Origin of the sequence: Rothia sp. 27098_8_27, from assembly GCF_041432805.1 — a bacterium.
Taxonomy (GTDB): Bacteria; Actinomycetota; Actinomycetes; order Actinomycetales; family Micrococcaceae; genus Rothia; species Rothia mucilaginosa.
The window spans coordinates 142303-165184 of the sequence record NZ_JAPWAJ010000003.1 but is presented as its reverse complement, the minus strand read 5'-3'; the positions used below and the strand labels follow the sequence as shown (position 1 = coordinate 165184).

Here is a 22882-nt window from a genome sequence, read left to right as displayed (position 1 = left end):
AAACCAGTGTGGCACAGCGAACGCCCGCACAGCAGGAGCCGACGCGAACTGCCCAGAAAATGACGGGGAGGGGAAAGAAACAGGGGAGAGAAACGCCGCGCGCCAAGTACGGTGAACCTCGCTACCGCACACACCCAAAGCCCGGTAACCTCGCGCTATGACCGAGAACGCCACCCGCACCGAAGTAGAGAACACCGCGGCACAGAACAACGAATCGCTCCTGCAGATTCGCTTCGTCCCCGAATTCAAGGCAGCCGCCGCAGCCCGCCGCCTCAAGGCACGCGCACCCGAAAGCCACCTCGCCACCGTGCGCCGCGCCCGTAAGATTAACCGCATCCTCGGCGAAACCTACCCCTACGCCGTCGCAGAACTCGACTTCGACAACCCCTTCGAGCTGCTCATCGCCACCGTGCTCTCGGCGCAAACTACCGACGTGCGCGTCAACTCCGTCACCGGTGCGCTCTTCGCACGCTACCCCGACGCTGCCGCGCTCGCCTCCGCACGCCCCGAAGAAGTCGAACCCTACATTCAGTCCCTCGGCTTCTACCGCGCCAAGGCACGCTCCATCGTCACCCTCTCCCAGCAGCTCGTCGAACGCCACAACGGGCAGGTCCCCTCAACCCTCGAAGAGCTCGTAGAACTCGCCGGAGTCGGCCGCAAAACCGCGAACGTAGTCCTCGGAAACGCCTTCGACGTGCCCGGACTGACCGTAGACACCCACTTCGGCCGCCTCGCCCGCCGCATGGGATTCACCACCGCAGACGCCCCCGAGACGGTCGAAAAAGACGTCGCCAAACTCATCGAACGCAAAGACTGGACGCTCTTCTCACACCGTATGGTCTACCACGGCCGCCGCATCTGCCACGCCAAAAAGCCCGCCTGCGGCGTATGCCCCGTCGCCGACCTCTGCCCGTCCTATGGCGCCGGGGAGACGAACGAACAAGCAGCACGTAAACTCATGAAATACGAAATGGCACCCGGCCGAGAAGACCTGCACCTGCGATTCCTGCAGGGCGCAACCCGCCGCGAACTCATGGCAGAAGGCTACCCGCTCAGCGCCTAACGGTGACTGAACCGGAATGAAGCCTGCGCAGAAGAGAGGTACACAGATGAGCGCACCCGAGCAGTCGGTACAACCCGAACAGGTGCAATCCGAACAGGTGCAACCCGAACCGGCGGGGCAGGATGCACAGCACCCCGCCCAGCAGGCACTGGCGGCTCTCGCAGAGGGCGGCGTGGAATTCGACGTCCAAGCCCTACTGCGCAGCGCACCCGCCAGCCCCCTCAGCAAAGAAGCCGCCGTGCTGATCCTCTTCGGCGTGCTCGACAACTCGCCCTCCACTGGCGAATTTGACGGCTGCCCCGAAAACGTCAGCGCCGACCTGGATGTACTGCTCCTCGTACGTGCCGCAACCCTGCGCTCACACGCCGGTCAGCCCGCCTTCCCCGGCGGCAAAATCGACCCCGAAGACTACGCGCTCGCCGAAACCACCGGCGAACCCGTCGCCCACATCGCCGCCCTGCGCGAGGCGGTCGAAGAAACCGGGCTCGACCCCGCCGGCGTGCAGATCCTCGGCCAGCTGCACACCCTGCCGCTACCCATCAGCAACTTCATGGTCACCCCCGTCATCGGCTGGTGGAACAGCCCCGTGCCCGTCGAAGTCGTCGACCACAACGAGTCCGCGCTCATCGCCCGCGTGCCCGTGCGCGACCTGCTCAACCCCGCCAACCGGCACACCGCCTACGTCAAACGCGGCCGCACCTCACACCGCACCCCCGCCTTCGAGGTGCGTATGCCCGGCGGCGAAGAATTCACGGTGTGGGGATTCACCGCGATTCTGCTGGACCGGATCTTCGACTCGCTTGGCTGGACCGTGCCCTGGGATACAAAAAAGATGCGCCCGGCACCCGGCTACGAGGAGTAAAGCTTATCGCAGAATAAACGCCTGACCAGCGGATATAGGGAGCAGAATAGTGCGCAGATAGGGGCGGTAGGTAACTTGAATGAAGTTACCTGCCGCCCCTATTTTTTTATTGCACGGTGCCGCTTATGCGCAGCTGATTATTTACCGCAGATTATTTACCATCTGCGTAGTTGCGCACCCGCGCCACCGACACCGGAAAATCAACCGGCACCCGACCGAACAGCAGACGCGCCGCCTCCGCAGCGCCCTCACGCACAATACGCTCCACGCGATCCGCCTCCAGCTCGGGGCCGCACAGCAGAAGCTCATCGTGCAAAAAATACACAATGTGGGTGCGCATCGGCATACCAAAAATTCGCTCCGACAACAGGCGAGAACGCACCGCGCCCATCCAACACAGAGCCCACTCAGCTGCCGTACCCTGCACAATAAAATTGCGAGTCATACGCCCGTGTGCACGCGCAGTCGACACCGCACGCGACTCAGCCGCCGGCGAAGACCGATCAGCCACAATCTCACGGAAACGCTCATCCACCGGCGGGGACGTACGACCCAAAAAAGTCGTCACCTGCCCGCCTGCCTCACCAATGCGCGCGGCACGCTCCGTAAAGTCCATCGCCTGCGGAAAAAGCGCCGCCACATGCGGCAACAGGGCACCAATCTCACCGCTGCGGCCGCCATACATAATCGCCAGCATGCCCACCTTCGCGTGGGAACGTTCCGTCAAACCCACACCCTTCATGCGCGCCAGCTCGGCAATACCCGCATACAGGTCAGCGCCACGACCCGCCGAAGCGAGCACCTCATCACGGCTCAACGCCGCCAGAATACGCGGCTCAATCTGCGAGCCATCCGTCACCGTCAGCACCTGACCCTCCGGCGCCTGCACCGCCTGACGAATCTCCGCCGGAAGCTGCAACGCACCACCGCCGGAAGCGCCCCAACGCCCGGTCGCGGCGCCACCCACCTCAAGATGCGGGCGGAACGCACCCTCAGAAACCCACGTATCAGCCCACGTCCAGCCGTTAGCAGTCCAAATACGGTACAGCTTCTTATAGCGCAAAATCGGGTCAATCAGCGCCCAACGCTTCTCCCTTTGAGCCGGAATCGCATCCGCCCAACTCTTCAACTCCCACGAACGCGTAGACTTCACCGAAACCCCCGCAGACTGCAAAGCACGCAAAAGATCCTGCGGCGAATCCGGGTTCAACGACGGCATAAACAGCATGCGCTGAATCTGCTCCGCCAACTCCTGCATCTTCTGCGGACGCTCCCCAGGCACCGGCCGCGGACCCAACAACTCGCACAGATGCTCATGATGCGCCTGCACATTAAACGGGATGCCGTAATAACCAATCTCAGCCGCCACCAACGCACCGGCAGACTCAGCCGCCGCCAAAAGACGCAGCCGCTCCGGGTGCCTTGACGCGCTAATAGCGCGCGCCTGCGCCAACCACTCACGCATCAGCACACGCACCACCGGATGCTCCGGCAGCAGAGTCACCGGGCCCGCCGCCAACTGCGGGGCAAAAGGCTCATGAGGCGCCGCCTCCAGGAAATCCGAGGAGGAATCTGCAGAGGAATCGGCGGGTGCGGCGGAAGAGGTCGCGGGCGCACTCAAAAAATCAGTGCCGAACAGCTCCTCCTGGCCCTGAATCTGCCGCGCCACCGGCAGATACCCCTGAGGCTCCACCGCCTCACGCACATCAGACAGATCCAGCACCGGGCTATACTCCACAAAACCACTCGGATGCGTAGACGCAGTCACCAAAATCCGCTGCACCAGACGCAAATCATGGCACAGATGCACCCGCACCCCGCGGCGCAGAAGCAGCGGGTCAACGTGGCGGGTATCAGCCCAAATCCAGCGGGGAAAACGCGCCTGCGCCGAATCTGCCGCCTGCCGCTCCACCTCTCGCACATACGCCGGAAGATTCGCCGCGCTCACCCGATCCGCGCGCGTAATCCGCGGAATAAAGGTCGGGTCCTGCAACTGCTCAGCGGTCGGCGCCGAAAAATGAAAAGCACCCCACGAGGTCACCGGCTGAGCACCGCGCGGGGACGCACCCGCAGCAATAGCCGACGTGACCGGGTGCGCGGGGGTGCCGGTCTGGGCGGTAATACCCGCGCCGGTGGCAGGACTGAGCAGAACGTACATTCTTCCATTATCGGTGACCGGGTGCGAAGGCGCGTGGTTTGCGGTCGCGGGCGGGCGGTTTATGGAAGGGGTGGGGTCGGGGCGCGTGCGAAAAGTACGGCGGGGTGAACGCGTCGCGGTTTGTCATAAAAGCGCCGGATGCGTGCGTTTTGTTCGTTTGAGGTGCGTGCATCGTGGATATTTCGGGGTGCGGGCGGGGTTATCCACAGAATGCTCATTCTCTTAAAAATTCGGGGCGGGCGCAATGCTCTCCTAGAGCCATGACGAGCAACACCGCCAACCCTAACGGCTACCCGACCCGCACTGCGCAGAGTCCAACCACGTATGCGCCGGATACCCGCGCGCACTCACTGCCCGCCCTGCTCATTCCCGAAGACTATCGCGCCCGCGCCGTCGCCCTGCACGCCCGCGAGCTGATTCTGCGATCGCCGCAGATGAGCGCTATCGCCCTGGGCGGTTTTAGCGGCGGGTTCAGGGCCGGACCCAGTAACGGATTCAGCGCCGGGCTCGAGAAGACGGTCGAGAAAGCAGGGGAACGGCCGCCCGCAGGTGGCGCAACTGTTGCGGGCGGTGCAAACGCTGTGAGCGCCGCGGGCGGTGGGTTACTCCAAGAATCCCAGCCCCTCCGCGAGATTCTCGAAAACGCCGTGGATGAGGCAATCTGCGCCATCGACGGCGGACACCTGGGGAACACGAACGCAGAAGGAACGGGCGCAGAGGGAACTAGTGTGACGAAGCCCCGAAAATTCCGCACCAAAACGGTGCAACCCGCGCCCACCTCCTGGAGCTACCCCAGCGTGGAATACGTGCCCGTCAACCGGCAGACCGCGCTGCGCTACCTCGCCGCGGAACTCTACGGCCTCGGCGCCCTCGATCTGCTCCTTGACGAGGGGCAACGCGCCGGAACCATCACCGATATCTACGTGAACTCGCCCTGCGATATCTGGGTGGGCATCAACGGAACCACCCGCCCCGTGGCGCTGAGCCTCGGCAATGAGCGGCGCGTGCGTGACCTTGCCGAACGGCTCATCCGCAGGTACGGTGGGCAGCTGGATGCCGCGCATCCGGCGGCTGACATTAGCGACGAGCACGGCAGGCGCATCCACGCGATTATCCCGCCGCTGAGCGAACGCACCCGGCTCTCCGTGCGCCTACCCGCCCGCGAGCGCCCCACCCTGGGGCAGCTGCAGGCCGACGGGCTGTGTGACGAGGCGACCGCCGCCTACCTGCGCAGCATGATTGCTGAACGCCGCGGATTCCTCATTAGCGGGGGCACCGGCACCGGCAAAACCACCCTGCTCAACGCCCTGCTGGGGCTGTGTACGCCGCAGGAGCGCCTTATTTTGCTCGAAGACACCCCGGAACTCGCGCCACAGCATGAGCAGGTTATTGCCCTCAAAACCCGTGCTGCCAACTCCGAAGGCGCTGGCGAAATCGGGCTGGGTGAGCTCATTGTGCAGGCGCTGCGCATGGGCCCGGATCGGCTCGTGGTCGGTGAGTGCCGCGGCGCGGAGGTGGTGCACCTGCTGACCGCTATGAACACCGGCCACCGTGGCGCCGGAACGACCCTGCACGCCAATAGCGCGCAGGCGGTGCCCCTGCGTTTGTGTGCCCTGGGTGCGCTCGCCGGACTGGATAGTAGAACGGTTGCTCTACATACGGCGACGGCTTTTGAACGCATTATCCACCTGGAACACCGGGATGGTCGCCGCCGCATCGAGGGTATCTACAGTCTGCACCCCGCCACACAGGGGAGTGAAGAGTACCTGCAGGTCAGGCGTATTTCTACTGGCTCTGAAGTTGGGTACTAGCCACCCCGAAATGGGGAAGCAGAAAACGTGAAAGGAGGAAGTAATGCAGCAGAACGAGAAGAGCAACGGAAGCCTTCGCGAACGCTGGGCTGAGCGTCTAGCTGGGCGCATCGCCGGAGCAGCCAGCGCCGAGGAAATGCGCATGTGGCCGCTCATGCTACGCACCCTCGCCCTGAACCTACGCGCCGGTATCCCCCTGCAGGAGGCGGTGCACGCCGACCCGGGCTCCGGGCAGCTCGGTGAGTTCGGGCAGCTCGGGGAGAACGAGCTGGTGCCGAGTACGGGGAAACCGCGCGCAAAGAATAGCTCTCGGAAAAGCACACGCCACCGAGGGGCACGAGGCCTTTCGCCCCTTTCCGAAGAGTACGGACACAAGCGGTGCGCCGAAGATATCCGCCGCTTCACGCAGGCGCTCGCCACGGTCACCTCCTGGGGTGCCCCCGCGCACCTCGCCTGCGCGCAGCTACTCGAAAACAGTACCCGGATGCGCCCGCACAGCCGCGAGCGCCTGCACGACCTGCAACTGAGCCTGCGTATGAGCGAGAGCGCCGGTGCGCCGCTCGCCACGAGCCTGGAACGCGCCGCCGAACACGCCGAAGAACGCATCGACGCGCTCCTGGGCAGGCAGAGCGCCCTCGCCGCACCACGCGCCACCGGCAGGATCCTCTCCTGGCTACCGTTGCTCGGCCTCGGCTTGGGGGTGCTCATGGGAAGTGACCCCGTGGGTGTGCTGACCGGATCCGTTCTCGGAGCGCTTACCGGTTTGCTCGGACTGGGGCTCGCCTTCGCCGGGCGCCGCTGGACCGCCGCGCTCGTGCATCGGGCAGAGGTGGAGAGCGCGGCAAGTAATGGAGCTGAACAAACCTCGAATATGCCGCCCGTTGATACCGCCCTCGTGCTGGAACTACTCGCCGCGCAGTTGAGAGCCGGGCTCGCACCGCTCGCTGCACTGGGCACCCTCGCCGAGGCGCTTAACAGCCGACCGTTGCACACGGTCTGCCAGCGCCTACAGATGGGCAGCGGCTGGGGGAGTGCCTGGTCGGGGTCTGCGGCGGGAACCTTCGGTGAGCTGCGGGATGCACTCGCCCCCGCCTACACGGGCGGCGCACCCAGCACGGCGCTACTGCTCTCCCTCGCCGATGCGCACCGCCTCAGCGAACGCCGCGCGGCAGAACGCGCCGCCGGAAAGCTCTCCGTAGCGCTCGTAGTACCCCTCGGGTTGTGCTCGCTACCCGCCTTTATTTGCCTGGGCATTGTGCCCATCCTCATTTCGCTACTACCCACGCTGACCGGCTAGAGAACCAAGCCCATAAGCACTGTCGACAAGCCGAAATGCTGAAAAGTTTAGACCTTCGCCCATCTGCCAAGAACGCAGACGAGCACCCACTCCGCCCCGAATGTTCAGGGCACAACGAAAGGAAAACCAATGACGAACACCCTCTGCGAAGCAATCCGCCACGACCTGCACGCTGTCGGCGCTCCGGGCAACGCCCCGGTCGGTGCTCCGGGTGGCATTCCGAGCGAAATTCAGCCCGCCGCGCTCGGTGCCGTGCAGGGCGCTGAAACGCAGACCATTCTGGGCCCCGTGCCGCTGTCCGTTGCCATCGCAACCACCATGAAGCAGCTGCGTGAAGAATGCCCCGAGCTTTTCAGCGATACCGAGCTCTTCAGTGACGCTGAACTTTCCGCCTGCGCTGAGCAGAAGCATGCCGGCCCCAGGATTGACCCTCACGAAATGGAGATTGATATGAACACGGACCGTCTGAGCCCCGAGCAGGCGCTGACCATTGCCCGCGCGCTCGCCGAGGGCTGCACCCTGGACGAATGCGGCGCCACCTGCCGCAGCCTGGGTGAGCACGCGCCCGGCTGCACCGAATATGTACCCGCTGAGGGGCACGAAAAGGCGCTCGAAGACTACGCCCCCGCGGGTGACCCGGAGGAGGGCGCCTCCACCGCGGAGTACGGCATTGTGATGCTCGCGGCGGTCGGTTTCGCGGGCCTGCTGGTGCTGATTCTCAAGTCGGATGAGGTGCGTTCCATGCTCCTGGATATTGTGCGTAACGCCCTGTCGATTGCGGGCAATACGGGGCTGCTCTAGAACCTTTGGTGAACCCGCGTAGGGTTTGGTTCTAGGTATTGGAAGCCCTGGAAAATCAAGTCAGAAAGGAGGAATAAAGAATGAACGCTCATGTGAATTTGGGTGCTTTGCGGTGCGCTCGTCTCGCAGGAAAAGTCGGGGCGGAACCGGCACCCTCAACCCCGCGCAAGAGCCCAGCAGAAGAGGGTATGATTACCGCCGAATTTGCGGTGGCCCTACCCGCCGTGACGGTGGTGCTCGCCCTCTGCCTGGGTGCCGCCTCCACGGGGGTTGCGCAACTCAAAGTGGAGGAGTCTGCGCGAACGGCCGCACGAGCCGCCGCCCGCGGAGATTCTGAGGCGCAGATTCGCTCCGCCGTCAGCCGCATCGACCCGGCGCAGAGCGTGCAGATTTCCGTTTCTCCTGATGATGTAGCCGTGACAGAGGCGGGGCGCGCCCGGCAAGTGCACGTGCGGGTGAGCCGCCCCGCCCCCGGTGTGATCGGCTCGGCAACCGGCTGGGTGCTACGGGCGGATGCCCACGCCCGCGTTGAAGGCGGCGGCGAAAACGATGCTGAAAACGGTGCGGGGCATGGGGGTGAATAGAGCCGCTATGTGCCCCGCCCCGAAAGCAACCTCCAAGAATCGACGCCCCGAAGAGGGTAGCGGTACCGTCCTCGCCCTCACCATTATTGCCGCGCTGCTGGTGGTGACCGTGGTGATTGCCGGGCTCATCGGGGTGGTGTCCGCGAACCGCAGGGCTTCCGTAGCCGCCGATTTGAGTGCCCTCGCGGCGGCGGATGCCTACCGTGGGCTCACCGAGGGCGACCCGTGCGCGGTCGCGGCTGATCTTGCCAAACTCCACGGCGCGCAGCTGGAATCTTGCACGTTTCCGGATCGACCTGAAACGGTGGAGGTGACGGTCGCCGTCCCCGTCGCAGGGCCCATGGGGATGCTGGGCCCGGCGAGGGTGCGTGCCCGCGCCGGGGCTGAACACCCCGAAGAAGAGTACGCCGAAGAAGAGCATGACGCGGCGGGCAACGCGGAGGAGCTGAGCCCCGATGAGGTCGCCGAGCTGGAGGAGGAGCTGGAAGCTGGGCAGGACTCGGTATCCGATCCTCCCGAGCCGGAAAACCCAGACGAGCCAGAAAAACCCGCCGACTAGGTTACTTGCCCTCATTGGGAGTTGTCATCCCAGCACGCCCCGCACCCCAGCGCGTTCTACGCCTCCGCCATGCTCCGCAGCATTACCTGCAGTAGTGCCCGCGCGCCGTGCTTGCTGAGCGGCTCGTTGCGGTTGCCGCATTTGGGTGAGTGCACGCAGGAGGGGCAGCCGTTGTCGCATCCGCAGCTTTCGATGGCTTCGAGGGTGGCGCTCAGCCACTGCGCAACCGCGTTGAAGCCGCGCTCGCTAATGCCCGCGCCGCCGGGTGCGGCGTCGTAGACGAAAATGGTGGGCCTGCCGGTGTCCACGTGAAGCAGCGTGGAGAGCCCGCCCAAGTCCCAGCGGTCGCTGGTGGCGATGAGCGGCAGCAGCCCGATGGCGGCGTGCTCGGCGGCGTGCAGGGTGCCGGGGCCGTCCTCTTCGGTCACGCCCGCGCCGAACAGGTAGCTGGGCTCGAAGGTGAACCAGACCGCCTCGGTCATGAGCACTTCCGGCGGCATGGGTTGCGCCTCTTCGCCCAGGTATTCGCCGCCGTAGACGGAGAAGCGCCGGTAGCCGGTGACCTGGTCGGTGACCTGAACCTGCCCGCGGTGCATGGTGAGCGGAGCGAGCTGCTGCGCGTCGATTTCGGGCATAGAGATTCCGGGAACAGGCTCGCCAGGAGCAGACTCGGCGGGAGCAGTTACACCGGGAGCAGTCTCGCCGGGAACCGCTTCCCCAACAGCGTTTTGCGCACCGTAACTAACCCGCGCACGCTCCGCCAGAATACGCACCTCGGTGCTCTCAACGGCGCGCGTGTAGTAGTCCGGGTAGACGCGGCTGAGCAGAATCACGCGCTCGCCCTCGCTGAGGGACTCGACCACGTACTGCGCGCTCTGATGAATGTAGATTGCGCCCGGGTGCCCCTGGCTCATGGCGTGCGCGGCGTCCATGGTGCCAACCAGGGTGCCGTCTTCGGCGTCGATGAGCTGGTAGGGTCCGCCGCCGGTGCCGCGGATATCGACCAGGTCGGCGGCTGATTCGGCGTGCGTCCAGTACCAGCCGTCCGGGCGGCGACGCAGGTACCCCTGCTGCACCAGCCGATCCAGCAGGGCAGCGGTATGCGGCCCGAAGAGGCTCAGTTCTTCGGCGCGGATGGGTGCCTCCTGCGCTGCGGCGCACAGCTGCGGTGAGAGCACATACGGGTTCGTCGGGTCGAATACGGTTGCCTCAACCTCCTGCCCGAAAATCGCCTCCGGGTGGTGCACCAGGTAGGTGTCGAGTGGGTTGTCGTCGGCAATGAGCACGGCGAGCGCGTCCTGACCGCTTCGACCTGCGCGGCCCACGCGCTGCATGAAGGAGGCGCGGGTACCCGGCCAGCCCGCCACGAGTACGGCGTCCAGTCCGGAGATGTCGATGCCCAGCTCCAGTGCGGAGGTGCTCGCCAGGCCGAGCAGTTCGCCGTTGCGGAGTTTGCGTTCGAGTTCGCGGCGCTCTTCGGGGGTGTACCCGGCGCGGTATGCGGCGACGCGGTGGGAGAGGCCCGCCTCCACCTCGTCGAGGTAGCGTTGGGTCTTCTGCGAGAGGATTTCTACGCTGCGGCGCGAACCGGCGAAAACCAGGGAGCGGGTGCGGGAAAGCACCAGGTCGGTGAGCATTTGCGCGCCCTGCTCCACGGGGGAGACGCGGCGCGGCGCCTCCTGCTCAGCCTTCGACTGGACCGCCTGCTGCTGGGTGCTGCGGGCACCCTTGGCGAGCTGATCGTGCGCCTTGGGCGGCATGAATTCGGGCTCCCAGAGTGCGACGGTGGTTTCACCGCGTGCGGAGGTGGACTCGGTAATGGCGGTGACCGCCTGCTGCGGCACGCCGATGAGCTTGGAGAAAGACTCGACCGGGTTGGAGCTGGTCGCGGAGGCGCCGTAGAACACGGGCACGGTGCGGTAGAGCGCGCAGACGCGGCGCAGGCGGCGCAGCAGGTTGGCGATGTGCGCGCCGAAAACGCCGCGGTAGCTGTGTGCCTCGTCGAGCACCACGTAGCGCAGCCCGCGCAGGAAGGATGACCACTGCCGGTGGTTGCTCAGGATTGAGTAGTTGAGCATGTCCGGGGTGGTGAGGATGAAGTTGGCGTGTTCGCGGATCCAGCGGCGTTCGCCGGTTGGGGTGTCGCCGTCGTAGCTTGCCGCGTGGAGTCCGGGCAGGTTGTAGGAGGTGAGGGCGGTGAGCTGGTCGGCGGAGAGTGCTTTCGCCGGGGAAATGTAGAGAACGTTCGCTCTATTATTGAGGTTTTCTGCCCCGGAATACGCGGAAGTTGAGCTCACCGGCTCGCCGCACGATGCACGATAAATAGCGTCCAGGGTGGGCATCAGGTAGCTCAGGGTCTTGCCCGAGGCGGTACCAGTCGCCACAATCACGTGCCCGCCGCTGCCGGCACTCTTCGCGCCTTCGGCATGCGCGGGAGTCGGTGCTTCAATGCGCCCAGCCTCATGACGCTCAGCTTCAACCCGCTCGGCCTCAATCCGCCCCGCCTGCCAGCCGTAGCGTGCTGCACTCGCCGCCAGCGCCGCATCAAGACCCGCGTGGGCGGCGTCTGCCGCCTGCACCTGGTGGGCGTAGGGCTCGGCAATACCGAGCGATTCAAAGGCCTCCACCACGCGCGGATGCAACCACTGCGGCCACGGCGCGTAGCTCGCCTCCCTGGCAGCAATGGTGTGAATATGGGTCACCTGCTCGGGCAGGGTTCCGGTGCGTTCTGCCTCCGGCAACAGGGATGCCAGCACCTGCTGTGCGCTCGCGGGCAGCTCGCGGTAGCGTAGTGTTTTTGGGCGCGCCGCAGACTGCCCCTGCTCGTGCTGGTGTGCGGACTGGTGCGTGGGCTGCTGTTCGCGGTGCTGGTTGGCATTCTGCGAGGAGGTGCTGTGCGGCATGGGTTCCATTGTAGAGTGGCGGGCTAAAACCCGACCTGCCGCCGGTCATACGCTACCCTGAACGCCGGCTTCGAACTCGCTCGGATCCTGCCCCGACCCTGAGCCTAGCCCCTAACCTAACCCCGCCCTAATCCTGTCCCAGAACCGCCCCCAGCACCGCTTCTGCGCCGCCAACCCCTTAGTCAGTGCGCACATATCAAAAAATTTGCATGCTTTAGACGTATATGACGATAAAATAGTTTCGTGGCTCAAAATAAGATTATTCTGTATTACCAGTTCGCCCCCATCGCCGACCCGCAGGCGGTCATGCTCTGGCAGCGTGCCCTCTGTGAGAAGTTCGGCCTGCGCGGGCGCATCCTCATTTCCAAGCACGGTATTAACGGCACCCTCGGCGGCGAAATCAACGCGGTCAAGGCGTACACCAAGGAAACCCGCAAGTACCCCGGCTTCAAGAACATGGAGTTCAAGTGGTCCGAGGGTGGCGCGGAGGACTTCCCCCGCCTATCCGTGAAGGCACGCGACGAGATTGTGGCTTTCGGCGCTCCCGACGAGCTGCAGGTGGACGAGAACGGCGTCGTTGGCGGCGGCGTGCACCTGAAGCCTGAAGAGGTCAACAAGCTTGTTGAAGAGCGCGGCGACGAAGTGGTCTTCTTCGACGGCCGTAACGCATTCGAGGCGAAGATTGGCAAGTTCAAGAACGCTATCGTTCCCGACGTGCGCACCACCCACGACTTCATCCGCGAGATCGAGTCCGGCAAGTACGACCACATTAAGGACAAGCCGGTCGTCACCTACTGCACCGGCGGTATTCGCTGTGAGATTCTCTCCGCGCTGATGAAGAACCGCGGCTTCAAGGAGATCTACCAGATCGACGGCGGCATCGTGCGTTACGGCGAGAAGTACGGCGATAAGGAACTGTGGGAAGGCTCGCTCTATGTCTTCGACAAGCGCATGCACATGGAATTCACCCCGGACACCGTCACCATCGGCAAGTGCGAACAGTGCGGCGCCCCCTCGAACAAGTTCGAGAACTGCTCCAACGATTCCTGCCGCGAGCTGGTTCTGCTTTGCCCCGAGTGCGCAGCTGATGACGCGAAGCGCCACTGCGTGCCCGAGTGCTCGGTGGACCGCGAAGCAGCTGAGGCGAACGCCTAATGGCAGCCGCTAAGGGCGGCGCGGTTCAGATTTCTGAACCTCGCATTGAGGAGCACCCGGCGATGGTCGTTGCCGGCGTTTCGCAGGTGTTCCCCCTGGATGGCGACTTCTCCTCGCTGTGGGATGAGCTGAATCAGAAGGCGTCCCCGGCGATGCTGGATGTTCTGAAGGTGACCCAGTACCTGGGCGTGTGCACTCAGCCGAACCCGAAGGGGCAGGTCCGCTACACGGCGGGCTTCCTTGTGTCGGAGCCGGCGAGCGCGGCGAAGCTTGGTCTGGGCGTGCTGGAGTTGCCTGCGAGCACCTACGCGGTGGTTGAGGTGACCGGCCCGATTTCGGAGTCCATTCCGGCTGGCTTTGCGAGCTTTGAGGAGGCGTTCTTCGCGAAGAATCCGCAGTACCGCCCGGTGGGTGGCCTTGAGGTGTACGGTCGCGGCGATATGCAGGCGGCTGATTACCGTATGGAGCTGTGGGTTCCGCTGGTAAAGCGTTCCTAGGGCAGTTTTAGCTGTTGAATAGAAGGGCCCGGTGGTGCGATGTGTTCGTGCCGCCGGGCTTTTTTGTGCCCTTTTTCGACTGTATTTTGTGCCAGCATTTTGTGGCGGTATGTGTGCGCCGGGTGGGTGGGGCGTGCGGGCGGATGAGGCGTGCGGGTGGTGTGTGCGGCGAAGGGGAGCGGTGCTCTGTGTGTAATACTCCGAAACAAAATACTTGAAATGTAAAGTATTTGGGTTTAGATTTAAACCACCAGCCCGGCACTACACGAGCCCGGGCGCAACCCATCAAGGAAAAACAATGAGCACCCCCACTAACCCCAGCACCCCGCAGCTCGACGAGTCTATCCGCATCAGTCACCTCGAACCCATGCGCGGTGAGGAGAAGAAGCTCGGCTTCCTCTCCTTCGGCCACTGGGCTGAGGTTCCCGGCTCCCGCGTACCCTCCGCCGCAGAATCTCTGCACCAGGCAATCGACCTTGCCGTAGGTGCCGAAGACATCGGGCTGGACGGCGCGTTCTTCCGCGTGCACCACTTCGACCAGCAGCAGGCAACCCCCTACCCGCTACTCTCCGCAATCGCCGCCAAGACCGAACGCATCGAGCTCGGCACCGGCGTGATTGACATGCGCTACGAAAACCCGCTCTACATGGCAGAACTTGCCGCCATGGCAGACCTCATTGCGGCGGGTCGACTGCAGCTTGGTGTCTCCCGCGGCTCGCCCGAATCCGTTATCCGCGGCTTTGAGAGCTTCGGCTACTACCCGGCAGAAGGTGAAAACGAGAGCGATATGGCGCGCCGTCACCTCGACATTTTCCTCAAGGCAATCGAGGGTGAGGGTATGGCACCCAGCGCTCGCGTTCCCGGCAAGTACGCCCCCGTCCAGCCGCAGTCGCCGGGTCTGCGTGAGCGCATCTGGTGGGGTGCAGGCACCGACAGTACCGCCGTGTGGACCGCGCAGAAGGGTCTGAACCTCATGTCCTCAACCCTGATGCTGGAAGATAAGGGCATTCCGTTCGATCAGCAGCAGGCGCAGCAGATTCGCCTCTTCCGCTCCGAGTGGGTGAAGACAGGCAATTCGGGTGTTCCGCGTGTTTCGGTGTCCCGCTCGGTGTTGCCCGTTATCGATGAAACCTCGGCACGCTACTTCGGTCGCCGCGCAGCGGAGGACTCGCAGGATTACACCGGCATTATTGACAACAGCTTCTCCCGCTTTGGCCGTAGCTACATTGGCGACCCGGCGGATATTGCCGAAGAGCTCGCCCGTGACGAGGCAGTCCAGGTGGCGGACACCGTGCTGCTGACAATCCCGAACCAGCTGGGTGTGGACTTTAACCTGAAGATGCTTGAGGCAATCGTGAAGGAGATCAAGCCCGCGCTGACCACCAAGTAAAGACCCTGAGGTGAAGACCCCGCAGAACCTTCTGCGCTAGCAGGGTTTCACGCCAGCGTGCCGCTGTCGCTTCCGTGATGGGCGGTGGTCGCTGATGAGCGCGAACTCTGCCGCCTCCCGAGGGCAAGGGCGCGGAGCACGTGCGGCAGCCCGCACAAGTGGACAATTGGTCAGTTATCACTGTATAGTCATCGTATGCTGACTATTGCTTCACACCTCGACGTCATGAACCGGCTCGGCCGCGCCATGGCCGACCCGACACGTTCCCGGATTCTGATGACCCTCCTCGGCGGCCCGAGCTATCCAGCCGTGCTCTCGCGCGAGCTGGAGCTGACCCGCTCGAACGTGTCCAACCACCTGACCTGCCTGCGCGATTGCGGAATCGTCGTCGCCGAGCCCGAGGGCCGCCAGACGCGCTACGAGATCGCCAACCCGCACCTCGCCGCGGCACTGACGTCCCTGATCGACGTCACGCTCGCGGTGGACGAGGCCGCGCCGTGCATCGACCCGGCATGCTCGGTGTCGGGCTGCTGTGGAACGGCGGCGGGAGCATGAGCGAGACCCTGACCACCGCACGCCGCGCGATGCTGCACCGGCGCGTCCGCTTCATCGTCGGCTTCACGATCACGTACAACGTAATCGAGGCAATCGTCGCAGTCTGGGCAGGCGTCCTCGCCTCGTCCGCGGCGCTCATTGGCTTCGGGCTCGACTCGGTTGTCGAGGTACTCTCGGCCGCGGCCGTCACCTGGCAGTTCACCCGCAAGGACCCTGAGCGGTGGGAAACGGTCACCGTCAAGGCCATCGGCATCGCGTTCTTCGCGCTGGCGGCCTACGTCTCGATCGACGCGGTGCTGGCCCTGGTCGGCCAGGAGGGCCCTGACCGCAGCCCGCTGGGTCTCGGTATCACCGCGCTGAGCCTGGTCGTCATGCCTCTGCTGGCGTGGATTGAGGTCCGCACCGGGCGGGAGCTGGGCTCCAAGAGCGTGATGGCCGACGCCAAGCAGCTCATCCTGTGTATCTACCTCTCCGGTGCAGTGTTCATCGGCCTCGTCCTCGACAGCCTGTTCGGCTGGTGGTGGGCTGACTCGGTCGCGGCGCTGGTCGTGGCGGTGCTCGCGGTGCGCGAAGGCCTGGAGGCCTGGCGCGGCGACGTCGAGTCGCCGTTCGAAGTGCTAGAGGACCTCGAAGACGAGGACGACTGACCCGTCACCCGACGATGAAGAGCCAGTGCTGCAACCCAGACATGCGCTACGAAAACCCGCTCTACATGGCTGAACTTGCCGCCATGGCCGATCTCATTGCGGCGGGTCGACTGCAGCTGGGTGTGGACTTCAACCTGAAGATGCTCGCCGCAATCGTGAAGGAAATTAAGCCCGCGCTGACCACCAAGTAAAGGTCCTGAGGTGAAGGTCCTTGGACAAAGGTCCTGGGGTAAAGACCCCGTGCCAAGCTGTTTCCAGCACTCTGTAATGCGCTGAGATGTTTGTTCCCATACAGCTTGAGCCATACATACAGCGATGCCCCGGCAGGCACCCGCAAGGGTTCTGCCGGGGCATTACTATGCTCACGTTCTTAGAAATCCCTCTGTCTAAAAGTCCTTCGTCTTTTCCCAGGGCTCAATAGCGCCCGGAACCACCTCAAACAGCGGATGCGCACACGCAGCCAGCCCGCCGCGCGCCGCCAGGCGCTCGCTCAACCGATGCTCCCACTCGGGGTCGCGCCCCGCCACCTTGTGCTGCAGAAAGGCGAGCTCGTACTCCAACTGACCCAGAGGAACGGGAATATGCGCGACCGAAGCGTACGGGTTTCCTGCCTTGTCAGCGCAGTTTTTATCGGTACCGTTTTTGCCTACGCTATTTTCGTTTGTGCTATCTTTGCCCGCATCATCTTCGCCCGCACCAATCAGTGCGCGGTTGAACGAGTAGCCGCGGGCATCCGCCTCATCCGCCAGCCCGGACAGGTAGGCGGCAACCGCCTCCAGCGGCTGCGGATGCGCGCGAAAACGAATCAGCTGCGGATGGTTCGTGTACCCGCGAGTCAGACCCCGCAGCACCTTCTGCGCCAGCAGGGTTTCACGCCAGCAGGCGACCAGGGCGCGCCGATCGAGCAGACAGGGGTGAAGGGACCAAATACGCACACCTAACCCTGCGCTTCTGCCGCATGTACCTCAGCGGTATTTTCGTCAGCCGATGCTGCGCCCGCGTGCTCGTCGCTAAAGTGCAGGAAGCTCTTGAGTACCAGCTCGCGCACCGCGTGCAACAGGGTGTCGCGCGGATGCTGCTCCTGCGTACCGCGTGCCGCGGCTGCCGCCTCGTCGTATTCGGGCCAGGACAGAAGCATGGCAAGAGCCGCCACAATCTGACCCACGGCAAGCTCACCATCGCTCGCCGACGCAAAACCAGCCGTCTCGGTGGAGAGCAGCTGGGTGCGGCACAGACCCGAACCGGCACGCAACAAAATGACGCTGGGATGCTCGGCGCCGGGGCGGCCGTGGCGTTCCTCGGTGACATCCTCGGCAACCTCCAGGTGCGCGGTAAGGATCGCCTCATCGTCCATGGCGGCGAGGCGGTCGTAGCGGCGCACGGACTCGGTGAGGGCGCGGGCGATGGGCTGCTGAATCGGGTAGGTGATCTCCTCGAAACGCTGCAGGGGCTCGGTCACCCCTGCCGCGGTCGCCTCGGTCGGGCGGCGCAGCCAAATCATGCCGAAACCAATAGAATGAACGTTCCGGGAAGCGAAGTCGTTCAGGTACGCCACGTAGGTCTGCTCGTAGTGGCTGCGGTCGCGGTTCTCGCTCGCGTCCTTCAACCAGGTCTCCGCGTAGGAGGCGGGGGTCAGCGCCTCACGCTGAATAAACCACGCCTCCGCGCCGCCGTCGGCAACCCAGGCACGCGGGCGCTCATCCCATGGACGCGGTGCTTCCGGGTCTGCCGAATCGCGAATAATTTCCCAGTTGCCCAGCATCTGCGCGCGACCACCGGGCACCAGCACCGACGGCAGCTGACGCACCATCGTGCTCACAATTTCGTCACCGGGCAGGCCGCCGTCACGGTAGGTGAACTGCTCCTCGGCGCTCTCACCGGCAACGCGCGGGGTAATCACGAACGGCGGGTTCGACACCACCAGGTCGAAAAGCTCACCGGCGACCGGCTCCAGCAGGGAACCCTCACGCAGGCTCACGCGCGCCTGCGGGTTCTGCGGATCAATATTGAGCGCCTGCGCGTTCAGCAGCAGGTTAAAACGGGTGAACGCCAGGGCACGCTCCGAAATGTCGGTGGCGGTCACGTGCTCAGCGTGGGCGAGCAGGTGGAAGGTCTGAATACCGCAGCCGGTGCCCACATCCAGGGCGCGCCTGACGGGGGTGCGCTCGGTAATCTGCGCCAGAGTCAGGGAGGCGTGACCAATGCCGAGCACGTGATCCTTACGGAGCACGCCGGGGCGCTGATGCGCACCCAGATCGGCGGCAACAAAGATTTCGGTGCCGTCATCGGCGGCGTGCGGGCGCAAATCAACGCTCGCGGACCAGCGGGTAGAATCCGCAGCGTCGCGCTCAATCAGCGCGGCATTCTCGAAGTCAACCAGGGCATCGCCGAAAACCTCGGCTGCCTCAGCCTCAGTGAGCGGACGAGCCAGCAAGAAAAACGCCAGCAGACGCGCCAGGTTCTTCTCACCCGCGCTGTAACCGCCGCGCAGAATATGCTCCACACGCCACAAGCCCGGAACCACCTGGTCGCGAGCCATCGCCTCAGCCGCCTCAACACCGAGCAAATCCTGCACAGCGTCATAGCTGTAGTTCAACGCCAACAGGCGTTCACGGATGCGGGTCAGGCGGGCGTAATCATCGCTGCGAGGAGCATCCGCAACGGCGGCGTACTCGGGAGCGAAAGAGGCAGCAGAAATAGTCATGCACACCATTCTACGCACCCGCCGCATCTGCCCGGGCGCGCCCACCGCGTATAGGCGGCAGCGCAATGACACAGCCCCGACCCACCCACTGACCAAAACCGTCATCTGCGCAAGAGCACCCACCCCATCGCATACACTGAAGCCATGAGTAACCTGTACCCCGATGAAAGTATCAGCGTCGACAAGTGCTGGGAGCGTCTGCACGCGAACACTCTCGGCCGCCTCATCCTCACTGACGGACAGCACGTCGATGTGCTGCCCGTGCTCTATGCCGTCGCCAGCCAAGACGACAAGCAAGAAATCTACATCCGCACCACCCGCGGCAACAAGTTCTCCTCCGTGGTGGTCAGCCGCCGCGTCGCCTTCGAAATCGACGAAACCCTCGAAGACGGCATCCGCTCCGTCATCGTGGTCGGTATCGCCCACTGGCTGCCGCCGGAAATGACCCCGCAGATTGTGCGCACTTTCGACCTGCCCGACTCCGAAACCCACGAAATGCAGTGGGTACGCATTGCGCCGCAGACCGTGTACGGCCGCGAATACCCGCTACTGCCCGCATACCTGGACGGCACCCACCCCGACTCTGACACCCTCACCAGCTAGAAACGCAGGTGAGCGAGTGCGGTGCGCCCCAGCACCCGCACACACCACCGTGCACACACCACCGCTCCGGTACCGTATGATGTACCGAGTACCCTGCGCACTCATGCAAGCTTCAACACGCCCGGTCCACATCAACTAGAACCGTGCCAGCTCGCCTCGCGCCGGGCCACCGCGCGCTCGCCGCATGAAACGCACCGAGCGCACCACATCAACCCAACATAAACTACACCCCCACCGATCACCTCACCCCGCGTACACCACACCCTGTCGGCGCCCACAAGCGCCAGCGTAGGTTATGGTTGAATACGTAGCTTTTCAACACACAGATAGAGGAGTGCCGTGCCCGCTCAGGCAAAGACCGGAAAAGCCCTGCTGATTGTGGAGTCTCCCTCCAAGGTCAAAACCATTAGCAGCTACCTCGGCGAGGACTACCTTGTCGACTCATCCATGGGCCATATCCGCGACCTTCCGCAGCCCTCCGAACTGCCCGAAAACCTCAAAAAGAGCCCCGTCGGTAAGTTCGCTGTCAACGTTGAAGAGAACTTCGAACCCTACTACGTGGTCAACCCCGACAAGAAGAAAAAGGTCGCCGAACTCAAGCGCAAGCTCAAAGAAGTAGACGCGCTCTACCTGGCAACCGATGGTGACCGCGAAGGTGAAGCCATCGCATGGCACCTGAAGGAAGTCCTCAAGCCTAAGGTACCCGTCTACCGCATGACCTTCCCCGAAATCACCCGGGAAGCCATTCAGCGTGCCTTCGGCGAACTGCGCGATATCGACCTGCACCTGGTCGACGCGCAGGAAACCCGCCGCATCCTCGACCGCATCTACGGTTACGAAATTTCCCCCGTACTCTGGCGCAAGGTCGGCCGCGGCCTCTCCGCAGGTCGCGTGCAGTCCGTCGCAACCCGCCTCGTGGTTGAGCGAGAACGCGAACGCATGGCATTCGTCGCCGCCAACTACTGGGACCTGACCGGACGCTTCCTGACCGTAGCCTCCGAAGGCTTCGACGCCAAGCTGGTCGCCGTAGACGGCAACCGTGTCGCAACCGGCAAGGACTTCGCCGACAACGGCACCCTCAACACCTCCAAGGTCACCCATCTGAACGAGGAAGCCGCCCGCGCGCTCGCCGTAGCCCTGCAGTCCGCCGCGTTCTCGGTACGCTCCGTTGAGACCAAGCCGTACAAGCGCCGCCCGGCAGCGCCGTTCACCACCTCCACCCTGCAGCAGGAAGCCGCACGTAAGCTGCGTTTCTCCTCCCGCGTGACCATGCAGGTGGCGCAGCGCCTCTACGAAAACGGTTACATCACCTACATGCGTACCGACTCGGTGGCACTGAGCGAGCAGGCAATCTCCGCCGCACGTCGCCAGGCATCCGAGCTGTACGGCGCAGAATTCGTGCCCTCCGCACCGCGCGTGTACACCTCCAAGAGCAAGAACGCACAGGAAGCCCACGAAGCAATCCGCCCCGCGGGTGACACCTTCCGCACCCCGGACGCCGTGCGCGGCTCTCTGTCCAACGACGAGTTCCGCCTCTACGAGCTGATTTGGAAGCGTACCGTCGCCTCCCAGATGGCTGACGCGACCGGTTCCACCGCCTCCGTGCGCCTGGGCGCCGTGGCATCTAACGGCCAGGACGCCGAGTTCGCTGCATCCGGTACCGTCATCACCTTCCGCGGCTTCCTCGCGGCCTACGAGGAGGGCGTTGACGCATCCCGCGTGGCCGAGCGTGAGGCGAAGGATGCCGAGAAGCGCCTGCCGAACCTGACCACCGGCGAGGCACTGACCGCCGAGGCGATTGAACCCGCCGGCCACGAGACCCTGCCGCCCCCGCGCTACACCGAGGCGTCCCTCGTGAAGACCCTGGACGAGCTGGGCATTGGCCGCCCGTCCACCTACGCGGCGGTTATTTCGACCATCATGGACCGCGGATACGTGAACGTTCGTTCTGGTTCGCTGATTCCGTCCTGGATCGCGTTCTCCGTGGTGCGCCTGCTCGAATCCAGCTTCGGCCCCTACGTAAACTACGAGTTCACCGCGCAGATGGAAGAAGACCTCGACCGCATCGCACGCGGCGAAGAATCCCGCGTCGAATGGCTGGGCGAGTTCTACTTCGGCGGCGGCTCCAAGCGCGGCCTGAAGCCCATCGTCGACAACCTCGGCGAGATTGACGCCCGCAGCATCAACTCCATCCCGATTGCGGACGGCATTGTGCTGCGCGTGGGCAAGTTCGGCCCCTACCTGGAAGCCGAAGGCACCCTCGACACCGAGACCGGCGAACTGACCGAACCGATTCGCGCGAACGTACCCGCCGACCTGGCACCGGACGAACTGACCGAAGAGAAGGCACGCGAACTGCTCGAACAGGGCAAGTCCGACGGCCGTGTGCTCGGCGTGGACCCGGTCTCCGGCAACCAGATCGTGGCACGCGACGGCCGCTACGGCCCCTACGTCACCGAGGTGATCGAGGAGATGACCGAGGAGCAGATTCAGGCGTACCTGGACGCGCAGCCGACCGAATACTACAAGAACGGCAAGCCCAAGCCGAAGAAGAAGCCGAAGCCCGCCAAGCCGCGCACCGCGTCCCTGTTCAAGTCCATGGACCTGGCGACCGTGACCCTTGAGCAGGCACTGCAGCTGATGAGCCTGCCGCGCGTGCTCGGTACCGACGCTGAGGGCGTGGAAATCACCGTGCAGAACGGCCGCTTTGGCCCGTACCTGAAGAAGGGCACGGACTCCCGCTCGATTGGCAGCGAGGACGAAATCTTCACGATTACGCTGGAGCAGGCCCTGGAGATTTACTCCCAGCCGAAGCAGCGCGGTCGTGCGGCGGCTAAGCCTCCGCTGGCTGAGCTGGGCGTGGACCCGGTCAGCGAGAAGAAGATCGTGGTGAAGGACGGCCGCTTTGGCCCGTACATCACCGACGGTATTACGAACATTACGGTTCCGCGTGCGGAGTCGGTCGAGTCGCTGACCCACGAGCGTGCGGTGCAGCTGCTGGCTGACAAGCGCGCGAAGGGCCCGGTCAAGCGTAAGACCGCCGCGAAGAAGACCACTACCGCCAAGAAGACTACTGCTAAGAAGACGACCGCAAAGTCTACTACCGCGAAGAAGACGACCACTCGTAAGACCGCGGCGAAGAAGACCGCCGAGTAATCTGCCGCGTCGTCAGCCGAGTAGCGTTTCTACTTGAAGGCGCAGGATGCGTCCCGAACCCCTTAGCGGGGTGGGGCGCCTCCTGCGCCTTTCGCGTGCTCGGGAGAGTACATGCCCTGCGCATTTTTTTTGCCCGC

At 64.1% G+C, this 22882-nt stretch carries 18 protein-coding genes and 1 pseudogene; 15 read left to right on the top strand and 4 right to left on the bottom strand.

Annotation, left to right across the window (positions count from 1 at the left end):
- Positions 1–157: 157 nt before the first annotated feature.
- Entirely contained in the window at positions 158–1063 is a 906-nt protein-coding gene (gene nth, locus O3675_RS05445) for an endonuclease III (protein ID WP_371571435.1), read from the top strand.
- A gap of 46 nt (positions 1064–1109) precedes the next feature.
- The gene (locus O3675_RS05440; RefSeq protein ID WP_371571433.1) at positions 1110–1925 is read left to right on the top strand and encodes a CoA pyrophosphatase; all 816 of its coding nucleotides are present in this window, start codon (positions 1110–1112) and stop codon (positions 1923–1925) included.
- Positions 1926–2076: 151 nt separating this feature from the next.
- On the opposite strand, the gene O3675_RS05435 is transcribed toward O3675_RS05440, so the two are convergent.
- Positions 2077–4083 carry a bifunctional 3'-5' exonuclease/DNA polymerase gene (locus O3675_RS05435; RefSeq protein ID WP_371571431.1) on the bottom strand — a complete coding sequence of 669 codons (2007 nt, stop codon included), beginning with the start codon at positions 4081–4083 and terminating at the stop codon, positions 2077–2079.
- Positions 4084–4343: 260 nt separating this feature from the next.
- On the opposite strand from O3675_RS05435, the gene O3675_RS05430 reads away from it, so the two are divergent.
- The 5 genes from O3675_RS05430 (at position 4344) to O3675_RS05410 (ending at position 9135) form a co-directional block, all read left to right on the top strand.
- Entirely contained in the window at positions 4344–5894 is a 1551-nt protein-coding gene (locus O3675_RS05430) for a CpaF family protein (RefSeq protein ID WP_371571428.1), read from the top strand.
- Between the two features lie 43 nt (positions 5895–5937).
- Positions 5938–7191: a type II secretion system F family protein gene (locus tag O3675_RS05425; RefSeq protein ID WP_371571426.1), complete on the top strand. Its 1254-nt coding sequence runs from the start codon at positions 5938–5940 to the stop codon at positions 7189–7191.
- A 129-nt stretch (positions 7192–7320) separates the two neighbouring features.
- The gene (locus tag O3675_RS05420; protein WP_053087940.1) at positions 7321–7992 is read left to right on the top strand and encodes a DUF4244 domain-containing protein; all 672 of its coding nucleotides are present in this window, start codon (positions 7321–7323) and stop codon (positions 7990–7992) included.
- A gap of 188 nt (positions 7993–8180) precedes the next feature.
- On the top strand, positions 8181–8576 hold the full coding sequence (locus O3675_RS05415; RefSeq protein ID WP_371539939.1) for a TadE family type IV pilus minor pilin: 396 nt from the start codon (positions 8181–8183) through the stop codon (positions 8574–8576).
- Positions 8577–8583: 7 nt separating this feature from the next.
- Positions 8584–9135, top strand: coding sequence for an Rv3654c family TadE-like protein (locus O3675_RS05410; RefSeq protein ID WP_371571423.1), 552 nt, complete (start codon positions 8584–8586; stop codon positions 9133–9135).
- Between the two features lie 56 nt (positions 9136–9191).
- Here O3675_RS05410 and O3675_RS05405 read toward each other — a convergent pair whose 3' ends face one another.
- Entirely contained in the window at positions 9192–12047 is a 2856-nt protein-coding gene (locus O3675_RS05405; protein ID WP_371571420.1) for a DEAD/DEAH box helicase, read from the bottom strand.
- 234 nt (positions 12048–12281) lie between these two features.
- Between O3675_RS05405 and O3675_RS05400 the strand changes: the two genes are divergently transcribed.
- From O3675_RS05400 to O3675_RS05375, 6 genes and pseudogenes are all read left to right on the top strand, one after another.
- Positions 12282–13193, top strand: coding sequence for a rhodanese-related sulfurtransferase (locus O3675_RS05400; protein ID WP_371571418.1), 912 nt, complete (start codon positions 12282–12284; stop codon positions 13191–13193).
- Positions 13193–13690 (top strand): GyrI-like domain-containing protein, encoded by a 498-nt coding sequence (locus O3675_RS05395; RefSeq protein WP_005508270.1) that lies wholly within the window; start codon positions 13193–13195, stop codon positions 13688–13690. Before O3675_RS05400 ends, O3675_RS05395 begins: the two co-directional genes overlap by 1 nt.
- A 298-nt stretch (positions 13691–13988) precedes the next feature.
- Positions 13989–15080 carry an LLM class flavin-dependent oxidoreductase gene (locus O3675_RS05390; RefSeq protein ID WP_371571416.1) on the top strand — a complete coding sequence of 364 codons (1092 nt, stop codon included), beginning with the start codon at positions 13989–13991 and terminating at the stop codon, positions 15078–15080.
- Between the two features lie 195 nt (positions 15081–15275).
- Complete coding sequence (locus O3675_RS05385; RefSeq protein ID WP_049327487.1) at positions 15276–15635, top strand: helix-turn-helix transcriptional regulator; 360 nt, start codon at positions 15276–15278, stop codon at positions 15633–15635.
- Positions 15632–16282, top strand: coding sequence for a cation diffusion facilitator family transporter (locus tag O3675_RS05380; protein ID WP_005508275.1), 651 nt, complete (start codon positions 15632–15634; stop codon positions 16280–16282). Before O3675_RS05385 ends, O3675_RS05380 begins: the two co-directional genes overlap by 4 nt.
- A gap of 38 nt (positions 16283–16320) precedes the next feature.
- Positions 16321–16407, top strand: a pseudogene (locus tag O3675_RS05375) (luciferase); the annotation flags it as partial.
- A gap of 261 nt (positions 16408–16668) precedes the next feature.
- On the opposite strand, the gene O3675_RS05370 reads toward O3675_RS05375, so the two are convergent.
- Positions 16669–17217 (bottom strand): pyrimidine dimer DNA glycosylase/endonuclease V, encoded by a 549-nt coding sequence (locus O3675_RS05370; RefSeq protein WP_371571414.1) that lies wholly within the window; start codon positions 17215–17217, stop codon positions 16669–16671.
- A gap of 2 nt (positions 17218–17219) precedes the next feature.
- A complete protein-coding gene (locus O3675_RS05365) occupies positions 17220–18986 on the bottom strand; it encodes a methyltransferase (RefSeq protein ID WP_371571413.1) in 1767 nt (588 codons plus the stop codon).
- A gap of 144 nt (positions 18987–19130) precedes the next feature.
- Between O3675_RS05365 and O3675_RS05360 the strand changes: the two genes are divergently transcribed.
- Positions 19131–19589, top strand: coding sequence for a pyridoxamine 5'-phosphate oxidase family protein (locus tag O3675_RS05360; RefSeq protein ID WP_044145909.1), 459 nt, complete (start codon positions 19131–19133; stop codon positions 19587–19589).
- 339 nt (positions 19590–19928) lie between these two features.
- Positions 19929–22745: a type I DNA topoisomerase gene (topA, locus tag O3675_RS05355; RefSeq protein ID WP_371571410.1), complete on the top strand. Its 2817-nt coding sequence runs from the start codon at positions 19929–19931 to the stop codon at positions 22743–22745.
- The last annotated feature ends 137 nt before the right edge of the window (positions 22746–22882 follow it).

Coding starts and splice junctions, on each gene's coding strand:
- nth (WP_371571435.1), top strand. CDS start 158: ATGACCGAGAACGCCACCCGCACCGAAGTAGAGAACACCGCGGCACAG.
- O3675_RS05440 (WP_371571433.1), top strand. CDS start 1,110: ATGAGCGCACCCGAGCAGTCGGTACAACCCGAACAGGTGCAATCCGAA.
- O3675_RS05435 (WP_371571431.1), bottom strand. CDS start 4,083: ATGTACGTTCTGCTCAGTCCTGCCACCGGCGCGGGTATTACCGCCCAG.
- O3675_RS05430 (WP_371571428.1), top strand. CDS start 4,344: ATGACGAGCAACACCGCCAACCCTAACGGCTACCCGACCCGCACTGCG.
- O3675_RS05425 (WP_371571426.1), top strand. CDS start 5,938: ATGCAGCAGAACGAGAAGAGCAACGGAAGCCTTCGCGAACGCTGGGCT.
- O3675_RS05420 (WP_053087940.1), top strand. CDS start 7,321: ATGACGAACACCCTCTGCGAAGCAATCCGCCACGACCTGCACGCTGTC.
- O3675_RS05415 (WP_371539939.1), top strand. CDS start 8,181: ATGATTACCGCCGAATTTGCGGTGGCCCTACCCGCCGTGACGGTGGTG.
- O3675_RS05410 (WP_371571423.1), top strand. CDS start 8,584: ATGTGCCCCGCCCCGAAAGCAACCTCCAAGAATCGACGCCCCGAAGAG.
- O3675_RS05405 (WP_371571420.1), bottom strand. CDS start 12,047: ATGGAACCCATGCCGCACAGCACCTCCTCGCAGAATGCCAACCAGCAC.
- O3675_RS05395 (WP_005508270.1), top strand. CDS start 13,193: ATGGCAGCCGCTAAGGGCGGCGCGGTTCAGATTTCTGAACCTCGCATT.
- O3675_RS05390 (WP_371571416.1), top strand. CDS start 13,989: ATGAGCACCCCCACTAACCCCAGCACCCCGCAGCTCGACGAGTCTATC.
- O3675_RS05385 (WP_049327487.1), top strand. CDS start 15,276: ATGCTGACTATTGCTTCACACCTCGACGTCATGAACCGGCTCGGCCGC.
- O3675_RS05380 (WP_005508275.1), top strand. CDS start 15,632: ATGAGCGAGACCCTGACCACCGCACGCCGCGCGATGCTGCACCGGCGC.
- O3675_RS05365 (WP_371571413.1), bottom strand. CDS start 18,986: ATGACTATTTCTGCTGCCTCTTTCGCTCCCGAGTACGCCGCCGTTGCG.
- O3675_RS05360 (WP_044145909.1), top strand. CDS start 19,131: ATGAGTAACCTGTACCCCGATGAAAGTATCAGCGTCGACAAGTGCTGG.